Genomic DNA, 12914 nt, shown 5'->3' with positions numbered 1-12914 from the left:
CCCCCGTGCGCGGGGGCCGGCCCGGCTGCTTCACGAGCCGCGCTCAGGCCGGCGCCGGGGCCGTCCCGCCGAGGTGGCGCGGCAGCCACCAGCTGTCCTCCGGCCCCTTCGGCTTGTCCGGGTACGCCCGCTGGGCGGCCTCCAGCAGGTCCTGGATCCGCTCCTTGAGCCGTACGGTCAGCGCGTCCGCGTCCGTCCCCTTCGGCGCGTCCACGGCCTCGCCCACCCGCAGCGTGACGGGGAAGTGGTTGCGGCCGAAGTCCCGGGCCCGCCCCTTGGTCCACACCCGCTGCGTCCCCCACACGGCCATCGGCAGCAGCGGCACACCGGCCTCCTGCGCCAGCCGCGCCGCACCGTTCTTGAAACCCTTCAGGGTGAACGACTCGGAGATCGTCGCCTCCGGGAACACCCCGACGACCTCGCCCGAGCGCAGCGCCCGCAGCGCGTGGTCGTACGCCTGCGCCCCCTGCGAGCGGTCCACCGGGATGTGCTTCATCGCCCGCATCAGCGGCCCCGACACCTTGTGCCGGAACACCGACTCCTTCGCCATGAACCGCACCAGCCGCTTGGCCGGCCGCGCGGCGTAGCCGCAGAAGATGAAGTCCAGATAGCTGATGTGGTTGCTGGCGAGCACCGCGCCGCCCCGCTCCGGGATGTGCTCGGTGCCCTTCAGGTCGATCTTCAGGTCGAGCGCCTTGAAGAGGCCCAGTGCCGCACCGATCACCGGTGGGTACACAAGCTCTGCCATGTCCAGGGAGTCCCTTCTCCGTCCCGGAGATCAGGGGCTCCTGGAGGAAGTTACGCGAGCGTAGGTTTCGTTTACCCGATCTTTGCTCACTCCACGCCCGGGGCCAAGCCGTGCGGCACGCCCGGCGGGGAGACCTTCGTCACCACCCTGCGGTACTGCATCCTGGAGGGCATGGCGATACGGCTGACAGCGCGCGAACTCGGTGCCCCGGCGCTGGGGGAGCGGGCGACCCTGGTGCAGTTCTCCACCGCGTTCTGCCGCCCCTGCGCGGCCACCCGCCGGGTGCTGGCCGACGTCGCCGCGATGGTGCCGGGCGTGGCGCACGTCGAGATCGACGCCGAGGCGCGGCTGGAGCTCGTACGCCGGATGGACGTGCTCGCCACCCCGACGGTCCTGGTGCTCGACGCGGCCGGCTCGGTGGTGCGCCGGGCGGCCGGGCAGCCGCGCAGGGCCGACGTGATCGCGGCGCTCGGCGAGGCGGTGTCGGCCACGGAGGCGGGCGCGGCGGCCTCGTAGGGGAGGTCACAGTGCGGCGGTCTTGCGGGGCGGGCGGACGCTGGATTTACTGACGAGTAATATTGTGCTCGGCGTCCAGTGACGGGCCGACCGGTGGGGGCACGTCAGGGCGCATATGCTGCCGGTACGGCAGTTTCCACGACGAGGCGGTAGGAGAGCCGGCGTGACTCTGAGGATCGTTGTCCCTGTGAAGTTTGTGCCCGACGCCACGGGTGATCGGCACTTCGCCGAGGATCTGACCACGGACCGTGAGGCGGTGGACGGTCTGCTGTCGGAGCTGGACGAGTATGCGGTGGAGCAGGCGCTGCAGATCTCGGAGGCGGCCGACGATGCCGAGGTCACGGTGCTGACGGTGGGTCCGGAGGATGCCCGGGACGCGTTGCGCAAGGCGTTGTCGATGGGGGCGGACAAGGCCGTGCACGTGGAGGACGACGACCTGCACGGGACGGACGCGCTGGGGACGTCGCTGGTGCTGGCGGCGGCGGTGGAGAAGGCCGGGTTCGACCTGGTGGTGTGCGGGATGGCGTCGACGGACGGCACGATGGGTGTGCTGCCGGCGCTGCTCGCCGAGCGGCTGGGGGTGCCGCAGGTGACGCTGCTGTCGGAGGTCGCGGTCGAGGGCGGCACGGTGACGGGCCGTCGTGACGGTGACACCGCTTCCGAGCAGCTGGAGGCTTCCCTCCCGGCGGTGGTCTCGGTGACGGATCAGTCGGGTGAGGCCCGCTATCCGTCGTTCAAGGGGATCATCGCGGCGAAGAAGAAGCCGGTGGAGTCGTGGGACCTGGAGGACCTGGACCTGGACGGTGAGCAGGTCGGTCTGGCGGGTGCGTGGACGGCGGTGGACGAGGCTGCGGCGCGTCCGGCGCGGTCGGCGGGCACGATCGTCAAGGACGAGGGCGAGGGCGGCAAGCAGCTCGCCGAGTTCCTCGCGGGCCAGAAGTTCATCTGAGTCCGGTCCCTTCCCTCTTCCTCTCGTTCTGCAGGAGTTGTGCATCATGGCTGAAGTTCTGGTTTACGTCGATCATGTGGACGGTGCGGTCCGCAAGCCCACTCTGGAGCTGCTGACCCTGGCCCGCCGCCTCGGCGAGCCCGTCGCCGTCGCGCTGGGCGCGGGCGCGGAGGCCACCGCTGCGACCCTGGCCGAGCACGGCGCGACCCGCGTCCTGACCGCTGACGCGTCCGAGTTCGCGGACTATCTCGTGGTGCCGAAGGTGGATGCCCTCCAGGCCGCCTGCAAGGCTGTCTCTCCGGCCGCCGTCCTGATCCCGTCCTCCGCGGAGGGCAAGGAGATCGCCGCGCGCCTCGCGGTACGGATCGGCTCGGGTCTGATCACCGACGCGATCGACCTGGAGGCCGGTGACGAGGGCCCGATCGCGACCCAGTCGGCGTTCGCGGCCGCGTTCACGACGAAGTCCCGTGTCACCCGCGGCACCCCGGTGATTACGGTCAAGCCGAACTCCGCCCCCGTGGAGGCCGCTGCGGCGGCCGGCGTGGTGGAGGCCCTGGCGGTGTCGTTCTCGGAGGCCGCGACCGGCACGAAGGTCACCGCCCGCACCGCCCGCGAGTCGACCGGGCGCCCGGAGCTGACCGAGGCCGCGATCGTGGTGTCCGGTGGCCGTGGCGTCAACGGCGCGGAGAACTTCCCGCTGATCGAGGCCCTGGCCGATTCCCTGGGCGCGGCCGTCGGTGCCTCGCGTGCGGCGGTGGACGCGGGCTGGTACCCGCACACCAACCAGGTCGGCCAGACCGGCAAGAGCGTGTCCCCGCAGCTGTACATCGCGGCGGGCATCTCCGGCGCCATCCAGCACCGGGCCGGCATGCAGACGTCCAAGACGATCGTCGCGATCAACAAGGACCCCGAAGCCCCGATCTTCGACCTGGTCGACTACGGCGTGGTCGGCGACCTCTTCCAGGTCGTCCCCCAGCTGACCGAGGAGATCACCGCCCGCAAGGGCTGACCTCCCAGGAACCCGAGCGGGCCTTTCCCAGTCGTCAGGACGGGAGGGGCCCGCTGTCGTTGACGACCCCCGCACCACCCGTTACGTTCGCTTCAACAGTTTGTTGACGTGCGACAGAAGGGCGTACCGGTGGCCGACGACACGGTGGCGACATCCCTCGGGGCCTCGGTACGCGAGCGGATCGGCGCCGGCCTGGCCGCCGTCGACGCCGAGCTGGCCCGCCGCTATCCGGGCGACCCCGGCACCCGCCAGCCCGTGCACACCGTGTACGTCCCCGCCGACACGTACCACGCCGGCACCGTACGCGACTGGGGCGACCGGGCCCTCGCGCTGCTCGACGAGCACGCGCCCGACGCCGGGGCCCTGGCCGCCGTGCTGGGGCTCGCGGACGAGCTCGCCGGGCCCGTGTACGAGCGGGTCCGCGCCAAGCTCGTACGGGAGCCCGTGGAGGATCTGCGGATCGACTTCGAGGACGGGTACGGTCCGCGCTCCGACGCCGAGGAGGACGAGACCGCCGTCCGGGCCGCCGCGCTGGTCGCGGCCGGTGCCGGGGCCCCGTACACCGGGATCCGGGCGAAGTGCCTGGAGGCCGCCGTCCGCGACCGGGGCATCCGTACCCTCGACATCTTCCTGACCGGCCTGATGAACGCCGGCGGACTGCCCGACGGCCTCGTCCTGACGCTGCCCAAGGTCACGTACGCCGAACAGGTCGCCGCGATGGCGGGGCTGCTGGCGGAGTTCGAGCGGGTCCACGGGCTCACGTTCGGCCGGCTCGGGTTCGAGATCCAGATCGAGACCACGCAGGCCATCCTCGGCCCCGACGGCCGGGCCACCGTCGCCCGCATGATCGACGCCGCCGAGGGGCGCGCGACCGGGCTGCACTACGGCACGTTCGACTACTCCGCCGCCTGCGGGGTCAGCGCCGCGTACCAGTCGATGGACCATCCCGTCGCCGACCACGCGAAGGCCGTGATGCAGCTCGCCGCCGCCGGTACGGGCGTGCGGTTGTCGGACGGCTCGACCAATGTGCTGCCCGTCGGCGGTACGCGGCAGGTGCACGATGCCTGGCGGCTCCATCACCGGCTGGTGCGCCGGTCGCTGGCCCGCGCCTACTACCAGGGCTGGGACATGGACCCCGGCCATCTCCCGACCCGCTACGCCGCCGTCTACGCCTTCTACCGCGAGGGCCTGGAGCAGGCCGCCGACCGGCTGGCCGCGTACGTCGCCCGGGCCGGCGGCGCCGTGCTCGACGAGCCCGCCACCGCCCGCGCCCTGTCCGGCTATCTGCTGCGCGGCCTGGACTGCGGCGCCGTCGACCCCGCCGAGGTCACCGCGCTCACCGGCTTGGACCGCACCGCCCTCGACAGGCTCGCGGGACGCCGGGGCTGAAGCCGGGGACCGTGCCGGCCCCCGGCTCCCCGACTCCGCTAGCTCTGCCGCAGCGGCGGCATCGGGACCGGGATCCCGTAGTGCGTGGCGCCCTCTCCCACGCCGTCCTCACAGGTGTTGGGCGGCTGGGTGCCCAGCCCCCGGGTGGACGGCTTCTCGGCCGCCCAGAACATGTAGCCGAGCATGCCGCTCGTCGTCCCGGCGCCGTTCGGGGCCACGTTCTGCACGAAATCCCCCGTCAGATACTGCAGGGACGTGAGGAAGTCCGTGCACTCCGGCATGGTCCGGTTGCCGTAGCCGATGTACGCGGCACCCGTGAACTTGGCGGGCGCCAGCGGCAAGACGGGCGGCGAGAACTGCGCTTTGCCGTCCACGTGCTCCTGCCAGTTGGAGATCGCCGTGCTCGGCGAGGGCTGCCTGGCCGGCACCATCGCGTTGGCGTAGTCCAGTACCGGCGTGTCCGTGCGCAGCCAGTCCTGCGTGGCCTTGCGGTTGATGTCGATCAGCCAGCGGTCGCCGGCCGCGGTGTCGATCGTCAGCCGGGACCCGGGCCGGGCGCCCGAGGCGTCGTACGGGTGCACCGAGCGGTAGGCGTCGATGAACGTCTGCAGCCCGGTGAGGTTCGGATCGGTGTTCTGCTCGTAGTCGATCTCGATGCCGACGCCGAGCCGGGTCGCCGCCTCGGCCGCGTTCAGGCCGAGTTGCCGGGCGTCCTCGGCGAGCGCGTCGTCCCAGGCGTCGGTGTAGGTGATGCCGCCGATCGAGAGCTGGACGCGGATGCCGCGGGAGGTGAAGTAGTTCACGATCTCGGGGGTCATACCGCGCGGCACGCCGTCGACGGTGCCCGCGTCGTTCGTCCGGTGGAGCAGCTTCAGCGGCTCCACGAAGCTCAGCACGACGAGGTTCACCGACGGGCGGCCGTCGCCGCGGTCGATCAGCCAGTGGTTCTTGGAGTCGAACTCGGTGACGGACCGCTGGGTGGTCCAGGTGCAGTAGTCGTCACCGCAGTGCCAGGCGCCGTAGATCTGCAGGGGGGTCGCCGCGGCCGCCGGGGCGGTCGCGTTGAGAGGCACGATCAGGCCGATGAGCAGCCCGAGGACGAGCAGGAATCTCTGCCGCACGTCTTCCTCCATGTGGGGGCTACGTCGTGGGGGGTCCTGGAAATGTATGGACCAACGTCCCGCGCGGCAAGGGGGCATACCCTGGCGCGGTGACCGTCCGGCTGCTCACCTTCAACGTGCTGTTCAAGGGCGACGTACGTCCCCGGCTGCGGGCCCTGTCCCGGCTGCTCGGCCGGTACGACGTGGTGTGTCTGCAGGAGCTGATGCTCCGCCGCAACGTCCCCCTGGTCACCGGCGCGTTCGCGCACGGCGGCTGTCACGGGCGGCCGCTGGTCAGGGGCGGGCTGGTGGTGCTGTCGCGGTGGCCCGTCGGGCCGCTCGCCTTCCACCGCTTCCCGTACGTCCGTCCGGCCCGTACCGAATGGCTGATGCGCAAGGGCGCGCAGACCGCCGTGGTGCACACGCCCGACGGCGAGCTCACCGTCGTCAACACCCACCTCTCCGCGAACCGCGACGACGACTGGTCGGACGGCAACCGCTGGACCGGCGTCCAGCGCGCGGAGCTCGACCGGCTCACCGGGATCATCACCGCCACCGCCGGCCCCCTGGCGGTCGTCGGTGACCTCAACCTCCCCCCGGACTCCGCGCTGTTCCGCGGATTCCTGGCGGCGTCCGGCCTCACCGACACCCGCGCCGGCGAGAGCGGACCCACCTACCGCCCCACACCGTCCTGGCCCGCGCCGCCGGCCCTCGACCATGTCCTGACCCGGGGTCTGACCGCCCGCACCCGGCTGGTGTTCCAGGACGACGTCCGGCTGGCGGACGGACGCCCGGCCTTCCTCTCCGACCACTACGGCATCGCGGCGGACCTCACGACGCCCGGAACGTCCTGGTAAAGCAGTCCGAAAGTGCGTAAAGCCGCTCAGGAGTGTGATTGACGCACTCCGCCCCCTCCCGTTGCGGCCCCGGAGCCTGAGATAGTCCGTCCGTGCGTGCGCGCGTCACGGGCCGGTGCCCGCGGGAGCCACCGCACGCGCACGTCCTTCCATGACCGAGGAGGAGACCTTGTCCGGGGCGATACCCAGTTCCACACCGTGGAGACTCACCGCCGCGTTAGCCGTCACCGCACTGCTTGCCGGCGGCCTCACGGCGGCGTCCGGCGCCGCGTCCGGCGCGGACGTCACGCGCTACGCACCGTCGGCGTCCGACGCGTACATCAACTACGTCGATCCCAGGAACGACCAGTACAAGACCGAGCGTGAGGTCAAGGTCGGCACCGCGCCCGACGGCAGCCCGATCTACTCCACGAGGCCCAGCCCCCTGGGCGCGCACCTCGACAAGTACGCCGGCGGCAACCCGCGTCCGGGGCGGGTGCTCGCCCAGCAGGAGAAGGAGTTCGGGCGCTCGGGCCGCACGCCCTTCGAGCAGCGCTTCAAGAACTCCCGCGAGACGCAGGAAGCCAAACTGCTGACGATCCTCGTCGAGTTCGACGAGAACGCGAACGACGACTTCACCGGCACCATGGTGCCGCGCGCCACGTTCGACGACGATCTGACACCCGATCAGAACGAGCGCGACTGCGTGCCCGCCGAGGACAACCCCGACTTCCCGGTGATCCAGAACGGCCCGGTGCACAACAACATCCCGAACCCGGCCGAGGCGAGCCACAAGGACAACAACTCCCTGTGGATCGACGACTTCTCGCCCGATTTCTACAACGACATCCTCTACACCAAGCGTGGCTACACCAAGCGCGTCCGCCCCGATCTGAAGGGCCCGGACGGCCGCCGGGGCATCGACATCTCCGGCAACACCATGCGCAACATGTACAGCGAGATGTCCAAGGGCCGCTACACCGTCACCGGTGAGGCCACGCCGTGGATCACCGTGCCGCACTCCGAGGCCTGGTACGGCGCCAACACCTGCACCGAGGTCGAGCCCGGTGTCTGGCAGGCCGGCGTCGAGAGCAGCATGAACGGCCACCCGGACAACCCGTCCGGCCCCGGGCAGCTGGCGGTCGACGCGGTCAGGGCGCTCGCCGCCGCGCAGCCCGACTTCCCGTGGGAGGAGTACGACGTCGAGAACCCGTCGGCCCCCGACGGCGGATTCGGCGAGCCCGACGGAATCGTCGACCATCTGGTGCTGGTGCACGCCGGCGAGGACAAGTCCGGCGGCGGCGGGGCGCAGGGCCCGTACTCGATCTGGGCGCACTCCTCCGCGGTCGTCCCGGGCTTCACCGTGCCGGGCACCGATCTGGCGGTCAGCAACTACATCGTGCAGCCCGAGGACTCCGGCGTCGGCGTCTTCGCCCACGAGTACGGCCACGACCTCGGTCTGCCCGACGTCTACGACACCGCCTCCGGCGGCGACTCCGACGTCGACTTCTGGGATCTGATGGCCTCCGGCTCGCACGCCGGTCCGATCTTCCAGAGCCAGCCCGCGCACATGGGCATCTGGGAGAAGTTCGTGATGGGCTGGGCCGAGCCGAAGGTGTTCGACGTCGGTGACCGGCCGGAGCAGGTCAAGCTCGGCCAGTCCTCGCGCACCCCGAAGGGCACCGAGGACGGCGCCCTGGTCAGACTCCCCGACAAGGTGGTGAACCTGGTCACCCCGCACGGCGGGAGCAATGTGTGGTGGTCGGGCAACGACCAGTCGTGGGCGGACGTCCGGCTGACCCGGCCGATCGATGTGCCGGCCGGCTCCGACGTGCGTTTCTGGTCGTGGGACAACTACTCCATCGAGGCGGACTGGGACTACGGCTTCGTCGAGGTGTCCACCGACGGCGGCGCCACGTTCGAGGAGCTGAAGGTCTACGACGAGGGCGGTGACCTCGTCTCCACCGACGACGGCTACGCGGATCCCAACGGCCGGATGAACGATTTCGGCGGGAAGAAGTACGGCCTCACCGGCGACACCGGAGGGCAGTGGCGGCACGACTACGTCGACCTCACCCCGTACGCCGGGCAGACCGTACAGCTGCGGCTGCGCTCCGCCACCGACGCCGCGTTCGAGGCGGGCGGCTGGTTCGCCGACGACTTCTCGGTCACCAGCGGCGGTGACACCGTCTGGAGCGACGGCGCCGAGTCCGGCGACGGCGGCTGGACGGCGGCCACCGGGTCGTTCACCGACACCACCGGCAGCGGGTGGGGGATCACCGACGGCGTCCAGCACGCCGAGAACTACTACCTGGCCGAGTGGCGCAACCTCGACGGCTTCGACCGGGGCCTCGCCTACGCGTACGACACCACCTACCAGCGCGACGGCGCCTGGAAGGTGGAGCGGGCCCCGTACAACGCGCCCGGCATGCTCGTCTGGTACCGGGACTTCACCTACGGGGAGGGGCTCAACTTCACCAACCACACGCTGAACAACCTCGGCGGGCTGCCCAGCCACGGCACGAAGGGCGGACTGCTGCTGGCGGACTCGCACTTCGACCCGCTGCGGCGCACGGGCGCGGCGGCGGACAAGGACCCGACGGCGCTGAAGAACCTGCCGTCGCGGCCGAACTCCGCCAACGCCGCGTTCACCAGGGGCAGGACGCCCGCGTTCACCGAGTGCCTGGAGGCGCCCGGCGAGCCGTTCAGCGAGTACTGCACGCGGTTCGCGTCGCTGCGGGCCGTGCCCGGCTTCACCGACGCCAAGGGCTGGTACCCGGGCATCGAGGTGCGCGGGACGGCCGACGCGCCGGAGTTCTACTACAAGGACTCCGACGCCTCCGTGGTCGTGCCCTCGGACGGCAACCGGCCGTACTCGGTGCGGGTGACCGACGCCGCGGGCCGGCCGCTGCCCGACTGGTACGGCACCGACCTCGGTCTGGGCCAGCCGCTCGGCAGCGGTGACCCGGCGGGCGACGGCGCCGCGCTGGGCGTGAAGCTGGAGCTGGGTACGACGGCGCCGTTCACGAACCAGTGGGCGATGGTCAGGGTGACCCCGGCGAGCCCGACGCCGTGATCACCGGCGGGGGCGTCCTTCGCGGGGCGCCCCCGCCACCCCGTCATTCCGGCGGGAGTTCGCCCGAGCCCCGGGGGATCAGCCGGGTCGTCAGCTCCACCCGCTTGGGTACCTCGTGCTGTCCGGCTAGCCGGCGGAAGAGGGTCTGCGCCGCCGTACGGCCCAGGGCCGCCGGATCCTGCGCGATCACCGTGATCCCCGGGCTCAGCAGATCCGCCAGCTCGAAGTCGTCGAAGCCGATCAGGGCGAACGGCCGGCCGTCGGCGGCCGCCCGGCGCACGACGGTGACCGTCACCCGGTTGTTCCCCGCGAACAGCGCCGTCACCGGCTCCGGCCCCCCGCGCATCGCCCCCAGTGCCGCCCCGACGCGCCCGGGGTCGGTGCTGCCCATCGCCGTCCACGACGGATGCACCGCCAGCCCCGCCTCCGCCATCGCGTCCCGGTACCCGCGCAGCCGCTCCGCCGCGGTGTGGATCCGGGCCTGGTCGCCGATGAACCCGATCCGCCGGTGGCCGTGGGCGACCAGATGCGCGACGGCCGCGCGGGCGCCGCCGTAGTTGTCGGAGAGCACCGCGTCCGCGTCGATCTGCCCCGCCGGCCGGTCCACGAACACCGTGGCTATCCCGGCGGCCATCTCCGGCTCCAGATAACGGTGGTCGTCGCTCGCCGGGATGATCACGAGGCCGTCGACCCGGCGCGCGCACAGCGCCAGCACCAGTTCCTCCTCGCGCTCGGGGTCCTCCGCGCTGGAGCCGTTGATCAGCAGCGTCTCGTGGGCGCGCGCGACCTCCTCCACGGCGCGGCTGAGCGGCGCGTAGAACGGGTCCGCGAGGTCCTCGAGCACCAGGCCGATGCTCGAGGTACGGCCCTTGCGCAGGATGCGCGCGCTGTCGTTGCGCCTGAAGCCCAGCGCCGTGATCGACTCACGGACGCGGCGCTCGGTGTCGGGGGTGACACCGGGCTCGCCGTTCACGACGCGGGACACGGTCTTGAGACCGACGCCGGCGCGGGCGGCGACGTCCTTCATCGTGGGCCGGTTTCCGTACGGGCGGCGGGACTGATCGCTCACGTCCGTCTTCCTGTTCGCGGGACACGTGCGGTCGATCATAGGGGCTGGACAACGTTGTCAAGGGCAGGGGAGACTGACTCTCCGTACTCGCCCGCCCGCACCCAGGAGCCGCCACGATGTGTCATGACCTCGCCGCCGCCCTCGACATCGGCGGTACCAAGATCGCCGGCGCGCTGGTGGACTCCTCCGGGCGGTTGCTCGTACGGGCCAGGCGGGCCACGCCCGCGGGACGGGACGGGGCGGCGGTGATGGGCGCGGTGGCCGAGGTGCTGCGGGAGCTGACGGCGGCCCGGGGGTGGGCGCGGGTCGCCGCGGTCGGGATCGGCAGCGCGGGGCCGGTGGACGCCTCGGCGGGCACCGTCAGCCCGGTCAACATCCCCGGGTGGCGGGACTTTCCGCTGGTGGACCAGGTCCGTGCGGTCGTCGGCGGGCTGCCGGTCGTCCTCGTCGGGGACGGGGTGGCGATGACGGCGGCCGAGCACTGGCAGGGCGCGGCGCGGGGGCACCGCGACGCGCTGTGCATGGTGGTGTCCACGGGCGTCGGCGGGGGGCTGGTGCTGGGCGGGCGGCTGCATCCGGGGCCGACGGGCAACGCCGGGCACATCGGCCACCTCAGCGTCGACCTCGACGGCGACCCGTGTCCGTGCGGCGGGCGGGGGTGCGTGGAGCGGATCGCCTCCGGTCCCCACATCGCCGCCCGCGCCCTGGCGGCGGGATGGCGGCCGGGACCGGACGGCGACACCTCGGCCGCGGCGGTCGCCGGGTCCGCGCGGGCGGGGGACCCGATCGCGGTGGCGTCCTTCGACCGCGCGGGGCAGGCCCTCGCGGCGGGCATCGCGGCGACGGCGTCCCTGGTCGAGATCGACATCGCGGTGATAGGCGGCGGGGTCGCGGGGGCGGGGGAGCTGCTCCTCGCGCCGCTGCGGCGGCACCTCAAGACGTATGCGGCGCTGTCGTTCGCCAGGGATGTGGCGGTGGCTCCGGCGCGGCTCGGGGCGGACGCGGGGCTGATCGGGGCGGCTGCCGCGGCGGCGGGGGCGCGGGGGTTGTGGGCGGTCGGGGGGTGAGGCGGCGCATGCGGATCGCCCATGCCCGGGGCACGTGCGGTTTCCCGGTTCCGGCGGGGGTGTTCCGGGCGGGCGTTCCGAGGGTTTTCCGGGTGCTGTCTTGCGGGCAACTCTTTGGGGGCGACCGCAGAGGGGGAACACGTGATCGTATGGCTGAACGGTGTGCCGGGCGCAGCGAAGACCGCCGTGGGGCGGGCCCTGGTCGACCAGCTCCCCGGGAGCCTGCTGTACGAGCCGGAGGTCGTCGCCGACGGGCTGCGCGCGCTGCTCCCGCGTAAACGCACCGACGACATCGACGACTGGCGGGAGCTGCCGGCCTGGCGGCGGCTGGTCGTCGACACGGCCGCGGCGCTGCGGGGCGAGGTCGACGGTCCGCTCGTCGTCCCCCTGACCCTCTACAGCCAGCAGCACCGGGACGAGATATTCGGCGGGCTGGCGGCTCGGCGGATATCCGTACGGCATCTGGTGCTCACGTCCGGGGAAACGATCCTGCGGGGGGAGGTGCCCGCCTGGCTCGAGGCCGAGGCGCATCCCGTCCGGAGCGCGGGACGTCCGCCCGAGGAGGTCGCCCGGGAGGTGGCCGAGGCGCTGCGCGACGGGGTGGGCGTGTGCGACATCGTCCAGACGCCCGAGCCGACCGCCGAGACCCTGGCGGCCGGCGTGCTGCTCTTCGACGAACGCGACCGGGTGCTGCTCGTCGACCCGACGTACAAGCCGGGCTGGGAGTTCCCCGGCGGTGTGGTCGAACGGGGCGAGCCGCCCGCCCGTGCCGGGGTGCGGGAGGTCGCCGAGGAACTGGGGCTGCGGCTGGAGGTCCAGCCGCGGCTCCTCGTCGTGGACTGGGAACCGCCGGCCCCGCCCGGACACGGCGGACTGCGGCTGCTCTTCGACGGCGGGCAGCTCGACCCCGACCAGCGGCGCCGGGTCCTGCTGCCCGGACCGGAGCTGCGGGACTGGAAGTTCGTGACCGAGGACGAGGCCGGCGAACTGCTGCCGCCACTGCGCTTCACCCGCCTGCGGTGGGCGCTGCGCGCCCGGGAACGGGAGACGGCGTTCAACCTCGAGGCGGGCGTCCCGGTGGGCTGAGGGGCTGTCAGGAGGCGTCAGCCGTTCAGCACATGCCGTGCCCCATTCAGCACAGTCAGACAGCGTGCC

The 12914-nt window shown here is 72.3% G+C and carries 11 protein-coding genes; 8 read left to right on the top strand and 3 right to left on the bottom strand.

Annotated features, from left to right (window positions below):
* Positions 1 to 43 precede the first annotated feature (43 nt).
* On the bottom strand, positions 44 to 748 hold the full coding sequence (locus SRB5_RS09280) for a lysophospholipid acyltransferase family protein (protein WP_153451013.1): 705 nt from the start codon (positions 746 to 748) through the stop codon (positions 44 to 46).
* Between the two features lie 171 nt (positions 749 to 919).
* Between SRB5_RS09280 and SRB5_RS09275 the strand changes: the two genes are divergently transcribed.
* The 4 genes from SRB5_RS09275 to SRB5_RS09260 all read left to right on the top strand — a co-directional run bounded on the left by SRB5_RS09275 (position 920) and on the right by SRB5_RS09260 (position 4611).
* Complete coding sequence (locus SRB5_RS09275) at positions 920 to 1264, top strand: TlpA family protein disulfide reductase (RefSeq protein WP_153451012.1); 345 nt, start codon at positions 920 to 922, stop codon at positions 1262 to 1264.
* A 163-nt stretch (positions 1265 to 1427) separates the two neighbouring features.
* The gene (locus tag SRB5_RS09270; protein WP_323377370.1) at positions 1428 to 2213 is read left to right on the top strand and encodes an electron transfer flavoprotein subunit beta/FixA family protein; all 786 of its coding nucleotides are present in this window, start codon (positions 1428 to 1430) and stop codon (positions 2211 to 2213) included.
* Between the two features lie 46 nt (positions 2214 to 2259).
* Positions 2260 to 3222, top strand: coding sequence for an electron transfer flavoprotein subunit alpha/FixB family protein (locus SRB5_RS09265; protein WP_153451010.1), 963 nt, complete (start codon positions 2260 to 2262; stop codon positions 3220 to 3222).
* A 108-nt stretch (positions 3223 to 3330) separates the two neighbouring features.
* Positions 3331 to 4611: a DUF6986 family protein gene (locus SRB5_RS09260; RefSeq protein ID WP_323377368.1), complete on the top strand. Its 1281-nt coding sequence runs from the start codon at positions 3331 to 3333 to the stop codon at positions 4609 to 4611.
* A gap of 38 nt (positions 4612 to 4649) precedes the next feature.
* Here SRB5_RS09260 and SRB5_RS09255 read toward each other — a convergent pair whose 3' ends face one another.
* On the bottom strand, positions 4650 to 5732 hold the full coding sequence (locus SRB5_RS09255; protein WP_323377366.1) for a hypothetical protein: 1083 nt from the start codon (positions 5730 to 5732) through the stop codon (positions 4650 to 4652).
* An 89-nt stretch (positions 5733 to 5821) separates the two neighbouring features.
* On the opposite strand from SRB5_RS09255, the gene SRB5_RS09250 reads away from it, so the two are divergent.
* Both SRB5_RS09250 and SRB5_RS09245 read left to right on the top strand, forming a co-directional pair.
* Entirely contained in the window at positions 5822 to 6568 is a 747-nt protein-coding gene (locus tag SRB5_RS09250) for an endonuclease/exonuclease/phosphatase family protein (RefSeq protein WP_153451008.1), read from the top strand.
* 169 nt (positions 6569 to 6737) lie between these two features.
* Positions 6738 to 9623: an immune inhibitor A domain-containing protein gene (locus SRB5_RS09245; protein ID WP_228389923.1), complete on the top strand. Its 2886-nt coding sequence runs from the start codon at positions 6738 to 6740 to the stop codon at positions 9621 to 9623.
* A gap of 43 nt (positions 9624 to 9666) precedes the next feature.
* Here the strand turns inward: SRB5_RS09245 and SRB5_RS09240 are convergent, their stop codons facing one another.
* Positions 9667 to 10731, bottom strand: coding sequence for a LacI family DNA-binding transcriptional regulator (locus tag SRB5_RS09240; RefSeq protein ID WP_153451006.1), 1065 nt, complete (start codon positions 10729 to 10731; stop codon positions 9667 to 9669).
* Between the two features lie 77 nt (positions 10732 to 10808).
* Here SRB5_RS09240 and SRB5_RS09235 point away from each other — a divergent pair, with 77 nt between their 5' ends.
* Both SRB5_RS09235 and SRB5_RS09230 read left to right on the top strand, forming a co-directional pair.
* Entirely contained in the window at positions 10809 to 11759 is a 951-nt protein-coding gene (locus SRB5_RS09235) for an ROK family protein (RefSeq protein WP_153451005.1), read from the top strand.
* A 141-nt stretch (positions 11760 to 11900) separates the two neighbouring features.
* On the top strand, positions 11901 to 12845 hold the full coding sequence (locus SRB5_RS09230; protein WP_323377364.1) for an NUDIX hydrolase: 945 nt from the start codon (positions 11901 to 11903) through the stop codon (positions 12843 to 12845).
* Positions 12846 to 12914: the final 69 nt, after the last annotated feature.

Origin of the sequence: Streptomyces smaragdinus, from assembly GCF_009604385.1 — a bacterium.
GTDB classification, from domain to species: Bacteria; Actinomycetota; Actinomycetes; order Streptomycetales; family Streptomycetaceae; genus Streptomyces; species Streptomyces smaragdinus.
This window is presented reverse-complemented; position numbering and strand designations above follow the sequence as displayed.